This is a genomic window from Paraburkholderia sp. Ac-20340, from assembly GCF_017104965.1.
GTDB lineage: Bacteria > Pseudomonadota > Gammaproteobacteria > Burkholderiales > Burkholderiaceae > Paraburkholderia.
Genome location: NZ_JAAGPR010000003.1, coordinates 92,357 through 113,164 on the forward strand (window position 1 = coordinate 92,357; position 20,808 = coordinate 113,164).

15 protein-coding genes are annotated in these 20,808 nt (G+C 65.4%); 5 read left to right on the top strand and 10 right to left on the bottom strand.

Annotated features, from left to right (window positions below; translation table 11 throughout):
• Positions 1 to 43 precede the first annotated feature (43 nt).
• Complete coding sequence (locus tag G3N59_RS05650; protein ID WP_205981580.1) at positions 44 to 1,987, top strand: SurA N-terminal domain-containing protein; 1,944 nt, start codon at positions 44 to 46, stop codon at positions 1,985 to 1,987.
• Positions 1,988 to 2,088: 101 nt separating this feature from the next.
• On the opposite strand, the gene G3N59_RS05655 is transcribed toward G3N59_RS05650, so the two are convergent.
• Complete coding sequence (locus G3N59_RS05655; protein ID WP_205981581.1) at positions 2,089 to 2,436, bottom strand: hypothetical protein; 348 nt, start codon at positions 2,434 to 2,436, stop codon at positions 2,089 to 2,091.
• Between the two features lie 184 nt (positions 2,437 to 2,620).
• Positions 2,621 to 3,337 (bottom strand): arylesterase, encoded by a 717-nt coding sequence (locus G3N59_RS05660; protein ID WP_241023212.1) that lies wholly within the window; start codon positions 3,335 to 3,337, stop codon positions 2,621 to 2,623.
• A gap of 6 nt (positions 3,338 to 3,343) precedes the next feature.
• On the opposite strand from G3N59_RS05660, the gene G3N59_RS05665 reads away from it, so the two are divergent.
• Entirely contained in the window at positions 3,344 to 4,084 is a 741-nt protein-coding gene (locus tag G3N59_RS05665) for an ABC transporter ATP-binding protein (RefSeq protein ID WP_241023213.1), read from the top strand.
• A gap of 90 nt (positions 4,085 to 4,174) precedes the next feature.
• On the opposite strand, the gene pgi is transcribed toward G3N59_RS05665, so the two are convergent.
• The 3 genes from pgi to G3N59_RS05680 all read right to left on the bottom strand — a co-directional run bounded on the left by pgi (position 4,175) and on the right by G3N59_RS05680 (position 9,035).
• On the bottom strand, positions 4,175 to 5,794 hold the full coding sequence (pgi, locus tag G3N59_RS05670) for a glucose-6-phosphate isomerase (protein WP_205981583.1): 1,620 nt from the start codon (positions 5,792 to 5,794) through the stop codon (positions 4,175 to 4,177).
• A 236-nt stretch (positions 5,795 to 6,030) separates the two neighbouring features.
• Positions 6,031 to 7,614, bottom strand: a complete 1,584-nt coding sequence (locus tag G3N59_RS05675) for an NAD(P)H-hydrate dehydratase (protein WP_205981893.1) — start codon at positions 7,612 to 7,614, stop codon at positions 6,031 to 6,033.
• Positions 7,615 to 7,739: 125 nt separating this feature from the next.
• Complete coding sequence (locus G3N59_RS05680; protein WP_205981584.1) at positions 7,740 to 9,035, bottom strand: FAD-dependent oxidoreductase; 1,296 nt, start codon at positions 9,033 to 9,035, stop codon at positions 7,740 to 7,742.
• A 448-nt stretch (positions 9,036 to 9,483) separates the two neighbouring features.
• Between G3N59_RS05680 and purL the strand changes: the two genes are divergently transcribed.
• Entirely contained in the window at positions 9,484 to 13,557 is a 4,074-nt protein-coding gene (purL, locus tag G3N59_RS05685) for a phosphoribosylformylglycinamidine synthase (protein ID WP_205981585.1), read from the top strand.
• 189 nt (positions 13,558 to 13,746) lie between these two features.
• The gene (locus G3N59_RS05690; RefSeq protein WP_205981586.1) at positions 13,747 to 14,868 is read left to right on the top strand and encodes a Fic family protein; all 1,122 of its coding nucleotides are present in this window, start codon (positions 13,747 to 13,749) and stop codon (positions 14,866 to 14,868) included.
• Positions 14,869 to 14,928: 60 nt separating this feature from the next.
• Here G3N59_RS05690 and G3N59_RS05695 read toward each other — a convergent pair whose 3' ends face one another.
• The 5 genes from G3N59_RS05695 to G3N59_RS05715 form a co-directional block, all read right to left on the bottom strand.
• A complete protein-coding gene (locus G3N59_RS05695; protein WP_205981587.1) occupies positions 14,929 to 15,708 on the bottom strand; it encodes a peptidylprolyl isomerase in 780 nt (259 codons plus the stop codon).
• 37 nt (positions 15,709 to 15,745) lie between these two features.
• Entirely contained in the window at positions 15,746 to 16,066 is a 321-nt protein-coding gene (locus tag G3N59_RS05700) for a BolA family protein (RefSeq protein WP_205981588.1), read from the bottom strand.
• A complete protein-coding gene (locus G3N59_RS05705) occupies positions 16,063 to 16,596 on the bottom strand; it encodes a septation protein A (RefSeq protein ID WP_205981589.1) in 534 nt (177 codons plus the stop codon). Before G3N59_RS05705 ends, G3N59_RS05700 begins: the two co-directional genes overlap by 4 nt.
• 92 nt (positions 16,597 to 16,688) lie before the next feature.
• A complete protein-coding gene (msrB, locus tag G3N59_RS05710) occupies positions 16,689 to 17,108 on the bottom strand; it encodes a peptide-methionine (R)-S-oxide reductase MsrB (protein WP_205981590.1) in 420 nt (139 codons plus the stop codon).
• A 44-nt stretch (positions 17,109 to 17,152) separates the two neighbouring features.
• On the bottom strand, positions 17,153 to 18,763 hold the full coding sequence (locus tag G3N59_RS05715) for a protein adenylyltransferase SelO (RefSeq protein WP_241023214.1): 1,611 nt from the start codon (positions 18,761 to 18,763) through the stop codon (positions 17,153 to 17,155).
• A gap of 178 nt (positions 18,764 to 18,941) precedes the next feature.
• Between G3N59_RS05715 and G3N59_RS05720 the strand changes: the two genes are divergently transcribed.
• Positions 18,942 to 20,675, top strand: a complete 1,734-nt coding sequence (locus G3N59_RS05720) for a 3-(methylthio)propionyl-CoA ligase (protein WP_205981592.1) — start codon at positions 18,942 to 18,944, stop codon at positions 20,673 to 20,675.
• Positions 20,676 to 20,808: the final 133 nt, after the last annotated feature.

Genomic DNA, 20,808 nt, shown 5'->3' on the forward strand with positions numbered 1-20,808 from the left:
TCGGGCGTTCTGTTTTTTGGCGCCCTTCAACGCTTGGTCACGCATGCTCGACTTTTTCCGCAATCACAAACGACTGATGATGCTGATGCTGATGCTGGTGATTCTGCCAGGTCTCGGCTTCGTCGGTATTCAAGGTTTCCGCGGCTTCTTTGACGAAAGCGCGAACGTCGCCAGCGTCAACGGTCACAAGATCACCCGTGTCGAGTACGACAACGCTGCGCGTCAGCAGATGGATCAGGCGCGCCAGATCATGGGCGCGCAGTTCGATGCCAGCATGTTCGACACGCCGCAACATCGCAAGGACATCCTCGACGGTCTGATCCAGCAACGCGTTCTCGCCGATGAAGTGCAGCGTCTGCACCTGACGGCTTCGGACGAAGCGGTGCGCCGCACGCTGCTGGCCGATCCGATCATCTCGTCGCTGAAGAACCCCGACGGTTCGATCGATCTCGACAAATACAAGCAGTTGCTCGCCATGCAGGGCATGACGCCCGAGCAGTACGACGAGCGCGTGCGTTACAGCCTCGCGATGCAGCAACTGCCCGCGGCGCTGGTGAACAGCGCGTTCACGTCGAAGGCGCTTGCGCAGCAACTGACGGGTCTGTCGGAGCAGCAGCGCGAAGTGCAAGGTCTCGCGTTCCATGCCAGCGACTACGCGCCGAAGGTCCAGCCGACCGACGCGCAACTGCAGGCTTATTACGACGCGCACAAGAACGACTTCGCTACGCCCGCTACGGCGCAGATCCAGTATCTGGTGCTGTCGGCGGCGACGGCTGCGGCTTCGGTCAACCCGAGCGACGCCGATCTCAAGAAGTATTACGACGACAACATCGCGCACTACAAGTCGCAGGAAGAAGTGCGCGCGAGTCACATCCTGATCACGGTTGCGAAGGATGCGAGCGCAGCTGACCGCGCTGCCGCGAAGCAGAAGGCCGAGCAGATCCTCGCCGAAGTGAAGGCGCACCCGGACCAGTTCGCGCAGCTCGCGCAGAAGGATTCGCAGGACCCGGGTTCGGCCGCGAAGGGCGGCGATCTGGGCTACTTCGGTCCGGGCATGATCGCAGGCGGTCAGGCCTTCGACGACGCCGTCTTCAAGCTGAAGAAGGACGAAATCAGCGACGTGATCCAGTCGGACTTCGGCTATCACATCGTCAAGGTCACCGACATCAAGCCGTCCGTGACGAAGCCTTTCGACGACGTGAAGGGCCAGATCCTCAACGACGTGAAGACGCAGCAGGCAGCCAAGCTGCTCGCGGATGCAGCCGATGGCTTTACCTCGACGGTCTACGAACAGGCCAAGAGTCTGCAGCCGGCCGCCGACAAGTACAAGCTGACGATCCAGACCGCCACGGTCACGCCGAAGCCCAACGCCACGCTGCCGCAGGATAGCCCGCTGAACAACGCGAAGTTCCTTGCAGCCGTGTTCGCGACCGATTCGGTGAACCAGCACAACAACACGCAGGCGATCGAGGTGGGCAACAACACGCTGATCTCGGCGCACGTGACGAACTTCCAGGCTGCAGCGGTGCCGGCGTTCGCCGCGGTCAAGGATGCCGTGCGCCAGAAGGTGGTCGCGCAGCAGGCTGGCGAGATGGCGCGCAAGGACGGCGAAGCAAAGCTGGCCGAACTGCAGAAGTCGAAGTCGACCGATGGTTTCTCGTCGGCGCTCAAGGTGTCGCGCAACGACGCACAAGGCCTGCCGCCCAGCGCGCTGTCCGCTGTGTTCAAGGCCGATGCGCAGAAGCTGCCCGCTTACGTGGGCGTGGATCTCGGCAACGACGGTTACGCGATCTATCGCGTGAACAGCGTGACGAACGGCCCGGCGGCCGATGGTCAGCGTCTCGCGGCAGCGCAGCAGCAACTTGCTGGCGTCGGTGGCCAGTCGCAGACGCAGGCGTATCTCGATGCGCTGCGCGAGCGCTCGAAGGTCAAGTTCTACGGCACGCTTGGCGCGTCGAACCAGCAAAGCGACGGCGACGGCCAGTAAGCACCGCCATCGCTTCAAGCTTCAAATGAAAACGCCCCGCAATCTGCGGGGCGTTTTGCTTTTGCGCGCTGCAAAAAAGTGCGGCGCGCGAGAACTCAAGCTCAGAGGCAGGCGCTGATATCGCTCGTGGCATCGGCACCCGCGCCGCCGCCCGAACGGAAGCCCACCCAGGTCTTGGCATTGGCGTTCCACGCCGGGCGCACCGTTGCGGCTGCGCCGTTAGGCGGCTGTTGGCCCGGCACATAGACGTCCACGGCCTGATCGTTCGCCATCACGCTTTGCGAGACGACTTGCTGCTGCGACTTGTCGGCCCACTTCTTGGCGATGCACTGGGCAACGGCCGTCGGCGGTTGCTGGCTAGTGCCGACTGATTGGGCGCCGCTAGGCATCGGCTGATTGGCGCAGGCAGCAAGGGCTGCCGTTACGACAATAAGAGGTAAATATTTCACGTTTTATCCCTCCAGTCAGGGTCAATCTGAGATTGGACGAAGGTTTCTCGTCCGGCGCAAAAAAATGTGACCGGATGCGCGACGCCCGGCACCGGATCAAACCGGATCGACAGCGCGCCTGACATCCCGGCGCATCGCATCCCAGACTACGCCCAGCCGCGTGCAACTGCGTCCTGCGTGTCTGCTAGCGCTGCGCGCTGCTGCCAAGCAGCGGCTTGAGCGTCGGCCACACGTTGTCGAGGAGCAAAGGCTGTGCCTGCTGGGTGGGATGCATCTGGTCGGCCTGGAAGAGATCGGGTTTATCGGCGAGACCGGCGAGCAGGAACGGCACCAGCGGCACGTGCAGCTCTTTCGACAACTGGCCGTAGAGCTCGTGAAACTTCTGGGTGTAGTCGGGGCCGTAGTTGGGCGGCACGTACATGCCGATCAGCACCGGTTGCGCGTGTCCCTGGCGGATCTGGGCGATGATGGCGCGCAGATTGCTCCCGGTAGTGGCAAGCGGTACGCCACGCAAGGCGTCGTTCGCGCCCAGTTCGACGATCACGACCGATGGCTTCATGCGCTGCATCACGAGCGGCAGGCGGGCGAGGCCGCCACTGGTCGTGTCGCCGCTGATGCTGGCATTGGCGACGCTATAATCGATTCGCTCGCTGCTCAGGCGCTGGCGCAGCAGGGCCACCCAGCCCGTATCGCGCGGCAGGCCGTATTCGGCGGACAGACTGTCGCCTAGCACCGCGATCACGGGTTTGGCCGCAGCCGGTTGCGTATCCGTTGCGGTGGCAGCATAAGCCGCATCCGGCGCGGCGCAGGGCAGGGCAATTGCGGTAAGCAGCGCCAGCGCGGCGAGCGGCGCGAGGCGCCCAGAGACGTGTTTCCTGACGGCTAATCCTGATGTCATCATGTGCGAATGAATAGCGATCCAGTCATCGAAGTACGGGGTTTGAGCAAGCGCGTCACGGACGCGACCGGCGAACTGACGATCCTCGACGGTATCGACATGAGCGTGCACGCGGGCAGCAACGTGGCGATCGTCGGTGCATCGGGTTCGGGCAAGTCCACCTTGCTTGGCCTGCTGGCCGGTTTGGACAGCGCGAGCGCGGGCTCGGTTCGTCTGCTTGGACACGAGCTTACCGGCATGGCCGAAGATCGGCGCGCTGGGTTACGTAACGGCGCGGTCGGTTTCGTGTTCCAGTCGTTCCAGCTGATGCCGCACCTTACCGCATTGGAGAACGTCGCGCTGCCGCTCGAACTGCAGGGCGGTTTGAGCACGCGCGAGGCTTTCACGCGTGCGCGTGCGTTGCTCGAGCGCGTGGGTCTGGGGCAGCGCACGAGCCACTATCCCAAGCTGCTCTCGGGCGGCGAGCAGCAGCGCGTGGCGCTCGCACGCGCCTTCGTGACGCATCCGTCCGTTCTGTTCGCCGATGAACCCACCGGCAGCCTCGACGCCGCCACGGGGCACGCCGTCATCGACCTGATGTTCGAACTCAACCGCGCCAATGGCGCGACGCTCGTGCTGGTCACGCACGACATCGATCTCGCGCGCCGCTGCGACACCGTGGTGACGATCGAAGCGGGCCGGCGCGTGCCGAACACGCTGCACGCCGACGGCCCCGAAGACGCGCGCGATCATATCGAAGCGGGTCGCTAGCCTCAGCACCGCCGCAAACGCGATCGCCAAAAAACAAGGCGTGCCCGGTTCGCACCGCGCACGCCTTTTCTACATCAGCGAAACTTCAGTTCAACTTTTAAGCGCCGCACGTGCACGCGCGATCAGCGCGCTCGTGGACGAATCGTGCGCTTTCACATCGCCGCTCGCGGCCGTCAGATCGGCTTCCACGACCTTGCCGAGGATCTTGCCCAGTTCCACGCCCCACTGGTCGAACGGGTTGATGTTCCACACCGAAGCCTGCACCAGCACCTTATGCTCGTAGAGCGCGATCAGCGCGCCCAGCGATCGCGCCGTGAGCGCGTCGACGAGCAGCGTCGTGGTCGGGCGGTTGCCGGGGAACATGATGTGCGGCACGAGTTCGGGCTTGTCCGGTCCGGCGATCTTCTTCGCCTCTTCTTCCGTGCGGCCGAGCATCATGGCCTCGCTCTGCGCGAAGCAGTTGGCGAGCAGCTTGGGATGGTGATCGGCGAGCGGATGCTCGGGCGTGAGCACGGCGATAAAGTCGATCGGCACGATCGTCGTGCCCTGGTGCAGCATCTGGAAGAACGCGTGCTGGCCGTTCGTGCCCGGCTCGCCCCAGGTGATGGCCGAAGTCGCGTAATCGACGAACTTGCCGTCCAGACGCGCCTGCTTGCCGTTGCTCTCCATCTCCAACTGCTGCAGATACGACGGCAGATAATGCAATGCTTCGGAGTACGGAGCAACCAGATAGCTCTGCGAGCCGAAGAAGTTGCGATACCAGATGCCGATCATGCCGAGCAGCACCGGCAGATTCTTTTCGAGCGGCGCGGTGCGGAAGTGCTCGTCCATGTCGTGCGCGCCCGCGAGCAGTTCGTCGAACTGCTGCGGCCCGATCGCGATCATGATCGACAGACCCACGGCCGACCACAGCGAATAACGTCCGCCCACCCAGTCCCACATCTCGAAGACGTTTTCCTCGGCGATGCCGAACTTGACGACTTCGGTGGGATTCGCCGAAACGCCGACGAAGTGCTTCGCGAGCGCATCTTCCGGGCAGCCGTGCTTGACGAACCAGTCGCGCATCGAGCGCGCGTTCGTCATGGTTTCGAGCGTCGTGAAGGTCTTCGAGACGATGATCGCCAGCGTTTCTTCGGGATCGATGTTTTCGATCACGCGCCAGAGATCGGCGCCGTCGACGTTCGAGACGAAGTGCGATTCGATCTCGGGCGTTTCCAGATGCTGGAGCGCGTGCACGACCATCTTCGGGCCGAGATCCGAGCCGCCGATGCCGATATTCACCACGTGGCGGATGCGCTTGCCGGTGTAGCCGGTCCATGCGCCATCGCGCACGGCATCGGCGAACTTCGCCATCTTCGCTTTTTCCGCGAGGATCTGGGCGTGGAACGGTGCGTTCGCTTCGGTCGCGCGCAGTGCGGTGTGCAGCGCGGCGCGGCCTTCGGTCGGGTTGACGACTTCGCCGGCGAACATCGCGTCGCGGCGTTTTTCGACGCCGGCTTCGCGCGCGAGCTGCACCAGCAGCTTCAGCGTGGCGTCGTTGATGCGGTTCTTCGAAAAATCGGCTGCAAGACCGCCGCCCGCATACGTATAGCGTTCGGCGCGGGTCGGCGCGGAATCGTTGGCGGGTGCGAACCAGTCGCGCATTTTTTCATCGCGGATCTGTTCGTAATGCGTCTGTAGCGCGGACCAGGCAGGGAGCAGATTCGTCATGTTCGTCTAGCGAGGGAAAACGAATGGAAGGCGGCGGACGGCGTCAGCCGGTCAGGCCGACGCGCGCGTCACGCGCTGCGGGGAAGCGCACCACCGGTGGGCGGCGCGCGAAAGATCAGTATAGCGGGCATAAGCGAAGCTGCGCAGCGGCCCGGCTGTGCTAACGGAATCGTCGATACGTTAGCAAACGGTGTGCCGTGGTTTGGGCCGGTTTTTGCCCAGTATGTGGCCGGTTTTCAATCTTTCGGAGCGTAAAAGAGCCGGTTCATCAGGCGCCGGACCATCGGCGCGAGTTCGCCGGCAGCGAGACCCGCAGGCCCGTCGCCCTGCGCAACGAGTGCATCGGCGGCGAGACCGTGCAGATAGACGCCCGCGAGCGCCGCTTCGAAGGCGGGCAGACGCTGCGCGAGCAAGGCGCCGATCAGGCCGCCCAGCACGTCGCCGGTGCCGCCGGTGGCGAGCGCGGCGTTGCCGGTCGGGTTGATCGCGAGGCGGCCGTCGGGTGCGGCGATGACCGTGCCGCTGCCTTTGAGCACCACGACGGCCTGATAACGCGATGCCAGCGTGCGCGCCGATGCGAGTCGATCGCGTTGCACCGAAGCCGTATCGGCGTCGAGCAGGCGCGCGGCTTCGAGCGGATGCGGTGTAAGCACGCAAGGCGCGCCGCGCGTGCGCGCGTGGTCGTTCACGTGGGCCGCCAGCGCGTCGTCGCGGGCGATCAGATTCAAGGCATCGGCGTCGAGCAACACGGCGGTGTCGAGTCGCAGAATGCGCTCGACGAGTTGTCGCGCGGATGCGCTGCCGCCCATGCCGCAGCCCGCAGCCACCGCGCTCATCGTATCGAGCGCGAGTTTGCCCGCGTGGTGCAGCATCAGTTCGGGATGGGGCGCGTCGTAGGGCGGCGCATCGCTGCCGAGAAAGCCCACATGCACCTTGCCCGCGCCCGCGAGCAGCGCGGCGCGCGCCGCGAGGATCGGCGCGCCGCACATGCCGGTATCGCCGCCAATCACAGCCAGTGTGCCGAAGCTGCCCTTGTGGGTCGCGAAATCGCGCGCGGGCATGGCAGGCCCGAACAGCGTGGGCGAGTTCAGCAGCGCGATTTCAGCGCTCTGCAGCGGCACATCGTTTTCGATGCCGATCGGCGCCACGCAGACAGCGCCCGCGTAATCGCGCCCCGCGCCGGTATAAAGCCCAGGCTTGGCGCCGATGAAGGTGATCGTATGGCTCGCGCGCACCGCCGCGCCGTTGCCGATCCGATTGCCGGTATCGCTATCGAGACCGCTTGGCACGTCGAGCGCGAGCACGCGGCCGTGGCTGCGCGTGCGTGCCGACAAACGTTCGGCCAGTTCGCCGAACACGCCGTCGAGCGCGCGTGCGAGGCCAATGCCGAATAAGCCATCCACCAGCCAGCCGTAGCCGTCGAAAGAGGCGGGCGGCGCGGCGGTAATCGGCACGCCCGCCGCGCGCGCTTCGGCGAGCGCCCAGCGTGCGTCGTCGGGTTTCACATCGACGGGCATGCAGACTTCGCAGGCGATGCCCGCACGCGCCAGCGCGGCGGCGGCCACGAGCGCATCGCCGCCGTTATTGCCCGGACCGGCCGCGAACCACACGGGCTGCGCGCTGGCTGCAGAAGGCGCATGCAGGATCTGTTCGCGCAGAAAGTGGGCGGCGGCGGCACCGGCGCGCGCCATCAGCGTGTGGGCGGGCAGTGCGGCCTGCGCAGCGTGTTCGCGCTCGCGCAATTGCGCGACGGTGAACAGCGCCAGCGTGCGGCCTTGCGGATTGACGAGAGAAGGATGAACGGGCGTGGCGTCTGTCATGGTGGCGAGGCCGGCCGCGCAAGGCGGCGACGGATGCGGAAATTCGACAGTGCAACGATACCCGAGTGAAGCCGCCATCGGGCCATCGGGCCGCAATGGCCCGACGGCGTCATATGACAGTGGCCTTAGCTGCGCCCAGGCCAGAGCGCCTTGACGGTCTCCGGCGGCAGTTCCGGTGGCGTGCCGGAAAGCTCGGCGGCGATCAGGCGGGCCGAACCCAGCGCCAGCGCCCAGCCAGCCGGTCCATGACCCGCATTCACGAAAAGGCGCGGATGGCCGACGCCGCCTACGGCCGGCAGGCCATCGGCGGAAAGCAGTTTCATGCCTTCCCAAGCGAGCGCCGCCGAAATGCGCGCGGCGCCCGGCGCCCAGTCGCGCGAGGCTTCGCCGAGCAGGGCGAGCGCTTCTTCGGTGAGCGCTTCCGGCAGCGCTTCCTCGAGTTGCCGGGCGCGCTGGAGCACCGCGCCGCCCGCGATGCGCAGGCGGTGGTTCGTGCGCGTGACGACGATGCGCCGCGCCGCGTCGATCAGCGTCGAGTGCGGCACGCATTCCTCGTGTGCGACCGGCGCGTTGAGCGTATGCACGCGCACCGGATAGAACGGCAGTTTGATGCCGAGCGGCGCCAGCAGTTTGAGCGTTTCCGCGCCCGCGGCGACCACCACGGCGTCGGCGGAAATCACTTCGACGTCGCGCTGCTTGCCGCTTTCGTCCGGGCGCGGCGCGAGCTCGACCGCCGCACGCTGGTTTTCGACGCGGATCGCACTGACCGTGCGTCCGGTTTCGAACTGCACGCCGCCGAGCGTATCGAGCGTCTGCTTGAGCTGCTTGACGAACAGCGGGCAATTGGCGATGCGCGCCTGATCGAAGCGCACCGCGCCGGCGAACGGCGGATCGGCGGGAATCGTGTGTTCGGCGGCCACGCACTCGTGCGGCGTGAGCACGTGATGCGGCGTCTCGAAACGGCGCAGCAATTCCAGCGCGGGCTGATTGAGCGACCACTCGTCGGTGGCGCGCACGAGATAGAGCAGGCCTTCGCGCTGCTCGTATTCGAGCTGGAAGCGGGCTTCGATGTCTTCGAGCGCGGTCTGCGCGGATTCGATCAGCGGACGCAGCAGCGCATAGCGTTGCGCGAATGCCTCGGAGCCATGCAGCGTGGCGAGCCGCTTGACGAACGCGCGCGCCTGGCCCGTGAAGCCGGTCTTGCTGATCACCCCGCCCGACGATTGCCGGCCGTTGCGCAGGAAGGTAGGGCCGAACCAGACGTCGAGCGGCGAAGGCAGCACGACGCCGCTATGACCGTAGGTCGCGCCCTGCGCGACGGTGGCGTGGCGCTCGACCACGCAGACGCGATGGCCCGCCGCGCGTAACTGGTAGGCGGTGGCGACGCCGGCGATTCCGCCGCCAATGACGATGACATCCATGATGATTCGATCTGCAGGCAGGCCGTGCGCCCTCGACTGTCGGGGTCGAGGCGCTCTGCCGAAGAGGGTGAGACGTGCGGCGCGCAGGTACCGCGCCGATCGGGTGAAACGCGCAATCATAGCAGCCAATCGGGGCGAATCGCCATGCGCGTGGCAGCGCCGGCGCGCCTGCGACCGCCTTCCCGGACCGCCATGGCATCGCAAAAATATCGGCGATGCAGCGTGAATATAAGGTGCTCGCATTTCCCGTATCGCGAAAAGGCGCACGGACGTGCTTTGGATAACGCCTTCGAACCGCCGCCAGGGCGGTCGGAAGGGGGCTTCCGGGTTATAATCGCGGTCTCCCTTCGCCTGACCGTCGCCACAGCCCCGCGCGACGCATCGCCACCTTGCGACGCAACCGCGCGAGGCGAAGCCGCGATGTAACTTCGACGCAACGCCCCAGTCCATGGCCCACTTCTCGTGTTTCCCCGGTGCTTCGGCCCTCTCCGACTTCCGTCAGACCCGCCTGCTCGAGACGCTTCAGCGTATCGACGCCAATATCGTCGGCGTGCACGGCCAGTATCTGCACTTCGTCAATTCGGCCACGCCGCTCTCCGCTGACGACAGCGCAAAGATCGAAGCGCTGATGCACTACGGCGCGCCGTTCGCGGCCCCGCAGGAGCGCGGCAGCGCGGTGACCTTCATGGTGGTGCCGCGCTTCGGCACGGTGTCGCCGTGGGCCTCGAAGGCCTCCGACATCGCCCATCACTGCGGCCTCGAACAGGTGCGCCGCATCGAGCGCGGCGTCGAGTACACCGTGATCCTCAAGAGCGGCCTGCTGGGCGGCAAGAAGACGCTGTCGGACGAGGCGCACGCGCAGGTTGCCGCCGCGCTGCACGACCGCATGACCGAAAGCCTGGCGCCGTCGCGTGACGCGGCGCTGCATCTGTTCGATGAACTGCCGGCGCGCCCAATGCAGACCGTCGACGTGCTCGGCCACGGCCGCGCGGCGCTGGAAACGGCCAACGGCGAACTGGGCCTCGCGCTCGCCGACGACGAAATCGACTACCTCGTCGAGAACTTCACGAAGCTCGGCCGCAACCCGACCGACGTCGAACTGATGATGTTCGCGCAGGCCAACAGCGAACACTGCCGTCACAAGATCTTCAACGCGAGCTGGACGATCGACGGTCAGGATCAGGATCTGTCGCTGTTCGCGATGATCCGCAACACCGAAAAGATCAGCCCGCAAGGCACCATCGTCGCGTATTCGGACAACTCGTCGATCATGCAGGGCGCGGTGGCCGAACGCTGGTTCCCGCGCAAGAGCGGCGACGGCGTGCCGGGCGAGCAGTACGGCCGCCACACCGAACTCACGCACACGCTGATGAAGGTGGAAACGCACAACCACCCGACCGCGATCTCGCCGTTCGCCGGCGCGGCCACGGGCGCAGGCGGCGAAATCCGCGACGAAGGCGCCACGGGCCGCGGCGCGCGTCCGAAGTCGGGCCTCACGGGCTTCACGGTGTCGAACCTCGACCTGCCGGACGCACGCGAATCGTGGGAAAACGCCCGCGACGCCGCTGTGCCGCTCGCGCACCGCAATCCGGCCGATCAGCACGGCACCTACGGCCGTCCGGACCGCATCGCTTCGCCGCTGGAAATCATGATCGACGGCCCGCTCGGCGGCGCCGCGTTCAACAACGAATTCGGCCGTTCGAACCTCGGCGGCTACTTCCGCGTCTACGAGCAGAACGTCGCGGGCACCGTGCGCGGCTACCACAAGCCGATCATGATCGCCGGCGGTATCGGCAACATCAGCGACCAGCACACGCACAAGCACGACCTGCCGGCCGGCTCGCTGCTGATCCAGATCGGCGGCCCGGGCATGCGCATCGGCATGGGCGGCGGCGCGGCCAGCTCGATGGCCACCGGCACCAACACCGCCGAACTCGACTTCGACTCGGTCCAGCGCGGCAACCCGGAAATCGAGCGTCGCGCGCAGGAAGTCATCAATTCGTGCTGGCAGCTGGGCGAAGGCAATCCGATCCTGAGCATCCATGACGTGGGCGCGGGCGGTCTGTCGAACGCTTTTCCGGAACTCGTCGACGGTGCCGATAAAGGCGCGCGTTTCGAACTGCGCAAGGTGCAGCTCGAAGAGTCGGGTCTGTCGCCGCGCGAAATCTGGTCGAACGAGTCGCAGGAACGTTATGTCCTGGCGATTGCCCCGGCCGATCTGCCCGCTTTCGAAGCGATCTGCGCGCGTGAGCGCTGCCCGTTCGCGGTCGTGGGCGTGGCCACCGCGGAACGCGAACTCAAGCTGATCGACACCGACGAGCAGGCGCTCGCCGCCAACGGCGGTCACCAGCCCGTCGACATGCCGATGGACATCCTGCTCGGCAAGCCGCCGCGCATGCACCGCAACGTCGAACACGCGAGCACGCCGCTCGTGCCGGTCGACGTCACGGGCATCGCGCTCGACGAAGTCGCGAAGAGCGTGCTGCGTCACCCGACGGTCGGCAGCAAGTCGTTCCTGATCACCATCGGCGACCGCTCGGTGGGCGGCATGAACGTGCGCGACCAGATGGTCGGCCCGTGGCAGGTGCCGGTCGCCGATTGCGCGATCACCGCACTCGACTACGCCGGCTTCAAGGGCGAAGCGATGACGATGGCCGAGCGCACGCCGCTGGCCGTCATCAACGCGCCCGCATCGGGCCGCATGGCCGTGGGCGAGGCGATCACCAACATCGCCAGCGCACCCATCGCGTCGCTCGACAAGCTCAAGCTCTCCGCCAACTGGATGGCCGCGTGCGGCGCACCGGGCGAAGACGCCGCGCTCTACGACACCGTGAAGGCGATCGGCATGGAACTGTGCCCGGCGCTGGGTATCGGCATTCCGGTCGGCAAGGATTCGCTGTCGATGCGTACGAAGTGGAACGAAGAAGGCGTGGCGAAGGAAGTGGTCGCGCCGGTTTCGTTGATCATTTCGGCGTTCGCGCCGGTCGAAGACGTGCGCCGTCACCTGACGCCGCAACTGCGCCGTATCGACGAAGCGGGCGAGTCGGTGCTGATCTCGATCGACCTCGGCCGCGGCAAGAACCGCATGGGCGGCTCGATTTTCGCGCAGGTTACGCAGCAGGTTGGCGACGACGCACCTGACGTCGATAACGCCGAAGACCTCAAGCAGTTCTTCAACGCGATCCAGAAGCTCAACGCCAACGAGCAGGTGCTCGCCTACCACGATCGCTCGGACGGCGGCCTGTGGGCGACGGTCTGCGAAATGGCGTTTGCGGGCCACACGGGCGTGTCGCTGAACGTGGACATGCTCACGCTCGACGGCGAGCACGGCACGGACTTCGGCGACGCCAAGGACTGGGCGAAGCAGACCAGCGGCCGCCGTGACGACCGCACGCTGCGCGCGCTGTTCTCGGAAGAACTGGGCGCCGTGATCCAGGTTGCGGCCACGCAGCGCGACGCCGTGATGGCGGTGCTGCGCGAGCACAACCTGTCGGTCTGCTCGCACGTGATCGGCTCGCTCAACAACCGCGACTCGATCGAGATCTACCGCGACGCCAAGCGCATCTACGAAGCCCCGCGCGCCGAACTGCAGCGCGTGTGGAGCGAAGTGAGCTGGCGTATCGCGCGTCTGCGCGACAACCCGGCCTGCGCCGACGCCGAATACGACGCGCTGCTCGACGCCGCCGATCCGGGCATGCAACCGGTTCTCACGTTCGACGCCGCCGCCGATGTGGCCGCGCCGTTCGTCAACACGGGCGCGCGTCCGCGCGTGGCGATCCTGCGCGAGCAGGGCGTGAACTCGCACCTCGAAACCGCGTATGCGTTCGACCGCGCCGGTTTCGACGCGCACGACGTCCACATGAGCGACCTGCTGGAAGGCCGCGCCACGCTGGCCGATTTCGCGGGCGCAGTCGCCTGCGGCGGCTTCTCGTACGGCGACGTGCTGGGCGCGGGCGAAGGCTGGGCCAAGACGATCCGCTTCAACGCGCAACTCGCGGACATGTTCACGGCGTTCTTCGGGCGCGAGGACACCTTCGCACTGGGTATCTGTAACGGTTGCCAGATGCTCTCGAGCCTGGCGTCGATGATCCCGGGCGCAGAAGCCTGGCCGAAGTTCACGCGCAACAAGTCGGAGCAGTTCGAAGCGCGCTACTCGCTGGTCGAAGTGCAAAGCTCGCCGTCGATCTTCTTCAGCGGCATGGAAGGCTCGCGCATTCCGGTCGCGGTGGCGCACGGCGAAGGTTTCGCGGACTTCTCGCAGCAGGGCGACATCACGAAGGCCGCCATTGCAATGCGTTACGTCGATCACCGTGGTCAGGCGACCGAAGGCTATCCGTTCAACCCGAACGGTTCGCCGCAAGGTATCACCTCGGTCACGACCGCCGACGGCCGCTTCACCGTGCTGATGCCGCACATGGAGCGCGTGCACCGCACCGTGACGATGAGCTGGCACCCGGAAGGCTGGGGCGAAGCCAGCCCGTGGCTGCGCGTGTTCCAGAACGCACGCAAGTGGGTGGGCTAAGGTCCGGCATGGCCGCCTGAAACGGCGGCTGCGCGCACCGGAAACCCCGGTCAGGTCCGCTACGGCGGGCGTGACCGGGGTTTTTGTTTGGGCGTGCGGCGAGGATGTGCGGCGAATACGGATATTAATCACCGCACAATATGCGGTGATTAATTTGTGCCTGCGGCGAATCCGCGTCATAATCACCGCATGAATAGCGGCGAATACACCTACATCTGGCAAGCCGGCGACTGGCCGGCATGGCGCTTCGACATGGCGGCGCTCGCCGAACCTATGGCCGAAGCCAGCCGCGCCCAGGGCGTGCTGATGGGCCGTCTGGCCGATGTCGGCCTGCGTCTGCGCGATCAGGCGAGCCTTGCGGCGCTCACCGAAGACGTCCTGAAAACCAGCGAAATCGAAGGCGAGCGGCTGAACGTGGCGTCGGTGCGCTCGTCGATCGCGCGGCGTCTGGGCGTGGATATCGGTGCACTCGCGCCCGTGGACCGGCACGTGGAAGGCGTGGTCGAGATGGTGCTCGACGCAACGGCGAACAGCCGCCAGCCCATCACGCGCGAGCGCCTGTTCGGCTGGCACGCGGCCTTGTTTCCCACCGGTTACGCGGGGCTATCGCGCATCACGGTCGGCGCCTGGCGCGATGACGTCACGGGCCCGATGCAGGTGGTCTCCGGGCCGATCGGGCGTCAGCGTGTGCACTTCGAAGCGCCGCCCGCGCCACGTCTGGAAGCCGAATTGCAGCGCTTTCTCGACTGGGTCAACGCGCCTGCCCAGATGCCGGCCTTGATCAAGGCCGGCCTCGGACATCTGTGGTTCGTCACCTTGCACCCGTTCGATGACGGTAACGGCCGCGTCGCGCGCGCGATCGGAGATCTGCTGCTGGCGCGCGCGGATGGCAGCTCGCAGCGTTTCTACAGTTTGTCGGCGCAGATCCAGCGCGAGCGCAAGGCGTATTACGAGATTCTCGAACGCACGCAGAAGCAGTCGATGGACGTGACTGGGTGGCTGCGCTGGTTTCTCGACACCCTGCATCGCGCGGTCGATCACGCGCAGATCACGCTCGATGCGGTGCTCGTCAAGGCGCGCTTCTGGCATCAATGGGCCGATGCGCAGTTCAACGAGCGGCAGGCCAAGGTCGTGAACCGCATGCTCGACGGTTTCGACGGCAAGCTCACCAGCGGCAAATGGGCGGCGATGGCCAAATGCTCGTCCGATACGGCGCTGCGCGATATCAACGATCTCGTCGCGCGAGGCGTGCTGCGCAAGTGTGATGGGGGCGGGCGCAGCACGAGCTACGAGCTGAATCCGCCAGCATGAAAAAACCCCGCGCCTGAACAGGTCGCGGGGTTTTTATCGAAGCAGGACTGCGGGGCAGTCTTACTGGATCTTCGCTTGCGCGCGCAGTTGCTTTTCGAACGCGAGCAGCTTTTCCTGCTGGAGTTGCTGGACGATCTGCGGGCGAACCTGCTCGAGCGGCGGCGGTGCGATTGCGCGGATGTCGTCGACACGGATGATGTGCCAGCCGAACTGCGTATGCACCGGCGTATCGGTGACCTGGCCTTTTTGCAGCGAGGTTGCGGCCGCAGCGAATTCCGGCACGTAAGCCTTCGGGTCCGACCAGTCGAGGTCGCCGCCGTTCTTCGCCGAACCCGGGTCCTTCGAGTACTGCTTCGCGAGGTCTTCGAAGCTTGCGCCGGCCTTGATCTTTGCGATCAGGTCCTTCGCCTGCTGTTCGTCGGCCACGAGGATGTGGTGCAGGTGATATTCCTTGCCGCCTGCGCCTTGCGTGACCTTGTCGTACATCGCCTTGATGTCGGCGTCGGACGGCTGGTTGTTCTTGAGGAAGTCCTCGATCCACGCGTGCAGGATGACCTGCTGTTGCGCCATCGCCAGTTGTGCCTTCACGTCCGGACGATTCGGGATGCCCTGACGTGCGGCGGCCTGCATCAGCACTTCGCGGTTGATCAGCTCTTCACGCACGGCCTTTTCCAGGTCCGGCGTGTCTTGCTGGCCTTGCGCCACGACCTGGGCGATCAGCGCGTGGGCGCGCGACGTCGGGATCGGCGTGCCGTTCACGACGGCGACATTCTGCGCAAAGGCGGGAGCCGCCGCGAACGCAGCCAGCAACACCCAGAGACGGGTTTTCTTCAAGGTCATCGAAAAATCCTAACAGGGCGAATCAAAAGTGTGGGGCCTACCGCGACATCGGGGGCAGCGCTGCGGCTTCTTCGGGCGTGAGCGCGGTGATCGCAAGCGCGTGAATGCCGCGCTGCATGGCTTCGGCCAGCGCATCATACACCATGCGATGCCTTGCCACGCGGGCTTTCCCCATGAATGCGGGCGCAACGATCGTGACATGAAAATGACCGCCCGCCGACGCGCCGGCATGGCCCGCGTGCAGCGCGCTGTCGTCGCGCACGACGATCGAATCGACCGGCGCGAGCGCTGCCGTGAGGCGCGTTTCGATCAGCGCGAGACGTTGCGCTGCGCTGGCGTTGAGAAAGTCATCGCTCATTCTTCTTCCTTCATGTGACGCGACAGCCAGAGGCTCTGGCCGACGATGAACACGACCAGGATGCCGGTCGCGCCAAACAGCTTGAAGTCGACCCACGCATCCGTGGAGAAGTGGAAGGCGACGAACAGATTGAGCATGCCCAGCAGCGCAAAGAAGATCGACCAGACGAAGTTCAGCTGCGTCCAGACGCGTTGCGGCAGACTGATCTGCTTGCCCATCATCGCTTCGATGAGGTTCTTGCCGAACGCCACCTGCGAGACCAGCAGCACGACCGAGAAGGCCCAGTACAGCACCGTGGGCTTCCACTTGATGAAGGTTTCGTCGTGCAGGATCAGCGTGGCGCCGCCGAACACGACGACGATGCCCAGCGACAGCCACAGCATCGGATCGACCTTGCGATGGCGGAACGCCACCCAGGCGATCTGCACGAGCGTCGCGACGATGGCCACGGTCGTGGCCGTGAAGATGCCCCACAGCTTGAAGGCAACGAAGAACAGGATGATCGGGAACAGATCAAACAGAAATTTCATTATCGGCCTGGAGTCCGCAAAAAGAGCCGCAAAAAGGGCGCGACGCGGTAAGGCGACACGCGCTCAACAACGAGAACGCGTGCCTGCCCGCGTTACTTGGGCTCGAATTGTAGCGCAGCCGAATTGATGCAATACCGAAGGCCCGTCGGGGCCGGACCGTCTTCGAACACGTGGCCCAGGTGCGCGCCGCAATTCTTGCAGCGCACTTCGATGCGCAGCATGCCGTGCGTGCGGTCCGTGCGCTCTTCGATCACCTCGCCGTCGATCGGGCGGAAATAGCTCGGCCAGCCGCAGCCGGCGTCGAATTTCGTATCCGATTCGAATAGCGGCGTGCCGCAGCAGACGCAGTCGTAGATGCCGCGCTCGGTGTGGTCCCAGTACTTGCCGGTGAAGGCGCGCTCGGTGGCCGCGTGGCGCGTGACCTGGTACTGGGTCGCATCGAGCTGCTCGCGCCATTCGGCGTCGCTCTTGTGGCCGGGGTAGGCGTCGGAGTTGTGGTCGTCCTGGCTCATGTCGGGGTTCCTCTGGGTGGAAGATGGTCTATATGGGGCCGAGCTTACGAAGAGCAACTGACTTCGAGCGAGCTGGCCCACGCGGGCGGCAGCGCCGCGTAGCTGGCGTTCTCCGGCTGCTCGTCGAAGGGGCGCTTGAGCACGTTGGCAAGGCGCTCGACTTCGCTGAAGTCCTTCTGCGCCGCGCGCTCGATCGCCGTCTGCGCGAGATGGTTGCGCAGCACGAACTTCGGGTTCACGCGGTTCATCGCGGCGGCGCGCGCGGCGTCGTCGCGCGTTTCGTGGGCGAGGCGCGCGCGGTAATCGGCGGCCCAGGCGTCGAAGGCGGGACGATCGAGGAACAGATCGCGCACCGTCGTATCGTTTTGCGCATCGAGCTTCGACACGTTGGCGAGATTGCGGAACGTCAGCGTGAAATCGGCGCGGTTCGCATGCATGATCTCGAACAGGCGATTGGCGAGCTGGTCGTCGCCTTCGCGTGCGTGTTCGAGGCCGAGCTTCGCGCGCATACGCGCTTCGAGCGCGGGCGCGAAATGGCCCTTGAAGCGTTCGAGCACGCCTTGCGCGTCGGCCACGCAGCGCTCGCCGCGGGTTTTGTCGTCGGCGATCTCGTAGTGCATGCCGAACAGCGGCAGCAGCGCCTGCGCGAGGCAAAAGAGATTCCAGTAGCCGATCTGCGGCTGCGCGCGATAGGCGTAGCGGCCTTGCGAATCCGAGTGATTGCAGATGTGGTTCGCGTCGAAACCGTCGATGAAACCGAACGGGCCGTAATCGATCGTGAGACCGAGAATCGACATGTTGTCGGTGTTCATCACGCCATGGCAAAAGCCCACGGCCTGCCAGTCGACCATCAGCGCCGCCGTGGTTTGCACGGCCTGATCGAGCAGCGCGAGATACGGATCGTCGGCTTCGCGCAGTTGCGGATAGAAGCGGTCGATCACGTGATCGGCGAGCTTTTGCAGCGCCTCGACGTTGTCCTGCGAATAGAAGTGCTCGAAGTGGCCAAAGCGCACGAAGCTGGGCGACACGCGCGTGACGACCGCGGCGGTTTCCAGTTCCTCGCGGCGCACCGCCTGATCGGAGCCCGTCACGGCCAGCGCGCGCGTGGTCGGAATGCCGAGGTGATGCATCGCCTCGGAGCACAAAAATTCGCGGATCGACGAACGCAGCACCGCGCGGCCATCGCCCATGCGCGAGTAGGGCGTGCGTCCCGCGCCCTTGAGCTGGACTTCGTGGCGCAGGCCGGCGTGTTCGACCTCGCCGAGCATCAGCGCGCGGCCGTCACCGAGCTGGCCCGCCCACACGCCGAATTGATGCCCCGAATACACCGAAGCGAACGACATCGCCGAGGGCGAACGCTCGCGCGTGAAGTTGCCGCTGAAAAACGCGGCGAACGCGGGATCGCGCACGGCATCGGCATCGAGTCCGAGCAGCGCGGCCGTTTCGGGCGAGTAGCCGACGCTATACGGCGCGGGCAGCGGCGCGCCGGGCAGGCGCGTGTAGAAGGTGGCGCCGAGCGCCGCGAAGTTGTCGTCGCGCGGCGCGGTGAGCGCGCGTTCGAAGTCGGCGAGCGGGCCGCTGGCCGGCAGGTTCGTGGCGGTCTGTGTCACTTGGGAATCGCTGGGAGAGGAATTCGGGCCTGGTGAAAACGACATGTTGAGCGCCTGTTGAATAGCCGATATTGTAAGTCCGCGCCCGCTGGCGTGCAGGACATTGCCGCGGGTCATGTAATCCAGTCTGGAACCTGAGAACACGCCGTCAATAAGCTGTCTGCCTGGCCGTACACAATCACAAACGAGCATCCAGACATCCGAGTCGAGGAGACCGCCGACCATGACCGCACCGCTGCTGGGCCAGATGATGGACGTGCCGCTGCTGGTGTCATCGCTGATTGCGCATGCGGCGCGCCATCACGCCAACGCCCAGATCGTTTCGCGGCGTATCGAAGGCGATATTCATCGCTACACGTATCGAGAATGCGAGGTCCGTTCGAAGCAGCTTGCGCAGGCGCTGATCGCGCTGGACGTGCAGCCCGGCGAGCGCGTGGGGACGCTGGCGTGGAACGGTTATCGGCATATGGAGGCGTACTTCGGCGTGACGGGCTTCGGCGCCGTGTGTCACACGATCAATCCGCGCCTTTTTACCGAGCAGATCGCGTGGATCGTCAATCATGCAGAGGACGCTTATGTCCTCTTCGATACGACGTTCGCGGCGCTCGTCGATACGCTTGCACCGCAGTGTCCGCAGGTGCGCGGCTGGATCGCCTTGTGCGACGAGGCGCATCGGCCCGAGATGCACACGCCGGTGCTCTGCTACGAAACGCTGCTGGCCGCCCGCAACGGCGAATACGAATGGCCGCTGCTGGACGAGCGCAGCGCCTCGAACCTCTGCTACACCTCGGGCACCACGGGCAATCCGAAGGGCGCGCTCTATACGCATCGATCTTCCGTGCTGCACGCCTATGCGGCTTCGTTGCCCGATTCGATCGGGTTATCGGCGCGCGATGCCTTGCTGCCGGTCGTGCCGATGTTCCACGTCAACGCCTGGGGCATTCCGCACGCCGCGCCGCTCAACGGCACCAAGCTCGTGCTGCCCGGCAAGGATCTCGACGGCAAATCGCTCTATGAGTTGATGGAAGCCGAAGGCGTGACCTGTTCGGCAGGCGTGCCGACCGTCTGGCTCGGCCTGCTCACGTATATGCGCGACGCGGGCGTGAAGTTTTCGACGCTCAATCGCACGGTGATCGGCGGCTCGGCGTGTCCGCCCGCGATGATCCGCACCTATGAAGACGATTACGGCGTGGAGGTGATTCACGCGTGGGGCATGACGGAGATGTCGCCGCTCGGCACGCTCGCGAAGCTCAACTGGGAGCAGGCGCAGCGCCCGCCCGCGCAACAGCGCGCGCTGCTGGAAAAGCAGGGGCGTGTGATTTTCGGCGTCGATATGAAAATCGTCGGCGAGGATGGGCGCGAGCTGCCGTGGGACGGCGTGGCGTTCGGCGATCTGCATGTGCGCGGGCCGTGGGTGATCGACCGTTACTTCAGGCAGGAAGCGGGAACGCCTTTAGTCGACGGCTGGTTTCCGACCGGCGATGTCGCGACCATCGACCCCGATGGCTTCCTGCATATCACCGACCGCAGCAAGGACGTGATCAAGTCGGGCGGCGAGTGGATCAGTTCGATCGAACTGGAGAACATCGCGGTGGCGCATCCGGCGGTCGCGGAAGCGGCCTGCATCGCCTGCGCGCATCCGCGCTGGACCGAGCGCCCGCTGATCGTCGCGGTGAAAAAGCCCGGCGCCGAGCTTACGCGCGAAGCCCTGCTGGCCTTTTTCGACGGCAAGGTCGTGAAATGGTGGCTGCCCGACGATGTGGTGTTCGTCGACGCCTTGCCGCATACGGCCACAGGCAAGCTGCAAAAGCTCAAGCTGCGCGAGCAGTTCCGCGACCACATCCTGCCGACGGCGCTCGCGGCGGCGGAGCAATGCCCGATGGAGCCGCTCGATCTCGCCAAAGCCACGGGCGGCGGCGCCGACGGCCAGCCGAAATCCGCCGCTTTGCGCGATTAAAACCGTTTCAACCCTTTCTCCGGCGCAGCCTCTGGCTGCGTTTTTTTTTCGCCTTTTTTGCCGCCTCGGTACAAACCCCGATGCACTGCAGCAAGAAAAAAATGGAACGAGCGTACTTTTTTCGGTATTCTGC

Excerpts from the sequence above, each read along its gene's own strand:
- G3N59_RS05650 (WP_205981580.1), top strand. The coding sequence starts at position 44 with ATGCTCGACTTTTTCCGCAATCACAAACGACTGATGATGCTGATGCTG.
- G3N59_RS05660 (WP_241023212.1), bottom strand. The coding sequence starts at position 3,337 with ATGATGACATCAGGATTAGCCGTCAGGAAACACGTCTCTGGGCGCCTC.
- G3N59_RS05665 (WP_241023213.1), top strand. The coding sequence starts at position 3,344 with ATGAATAGCGATCCAGTCATCGAAGTACGGGGTTTGAGCAAGCGCGTC.
- pgi (WP_205981583.1), bottom strand. The coding sequence starts at position 5,794 with ATGACGAATCTGCTCCCTGCCTGGTCCGCGCTACAGACGCATTACGAA.
- G3N59_RS05675 (WP_205981893.1), bottom strand. The coding sequence starts at position 7,614 with ATGACAGACGCCACGCCCGTTCATCCTTCTCTCGTCAATCCGCAAGGC.
- G3N59_RS05680 (WP_205981584.1), bottom strand. The coding sequence starts at position 9,035 with ATGGATGTCATCGTCATTGGCGGCGGAATCGCCGGCGTCGCCACCGCC.
- purL (WP_205981585.1), top strand. The coding sequence starts at position 9,484 with ATGGCCCACTTCTCGTGTTTCCCCGGTGCTTCGGCCCTCTCCGACTTC.
- G3N59_RS05690 (WP_205981586.1), top strand. The coding sequence starts at position 13,747 with ATGAATAGCGGCGAATACACCTACATCTGGCAAGCCGGCGACTGGCCG.
- G3N59_RS05695 (WP_205981587.1), bottom strand. The coding sequence starts at position 15,708 with ATGACCTTGAAGAAAACCCGTCTCTGGGTGTTGCTGGCTGCGTTCGCG.
- G3N59_RS05700 (WP_205981588.1), bottom strand. The coding sequence starts at position 16,066 with ATGAGCGATGACTTTCTCAACGCCAGCGCAGCGCAACGTCTCGCGCTG.
- G3N59_RS05705 (WP_205981589.1), bottom strand. The coding sequence starts at position 16,596 with ATGAAATTTCTGTTTGATCTGTTCCCGATCATCCTGTTCTTCGTTGCC.
- msrB (WP_205981590.1), bottom strand. The coding sequence starts at position 17,108 with ATGAGCCAGGACGACCACAACTCCGACGCCTACCCCGGCCACAAGAGC.
- G3N59_RS05715 (WP_241023214.1), bottom strand. The coding sequence starts at position 18,763 with ATGTCGTTTTCACCAGGCCCGAATTCCTCTCCCAGCGATTCCCAAGTG.
- G3N59_RS05720 (WP_205981592.1), top strand. The coding sequence starts at position 18,942 with ATGACCGCACCGCTGCTGGGCCAGATGATGGACGTGCCGCTGCTGGTG.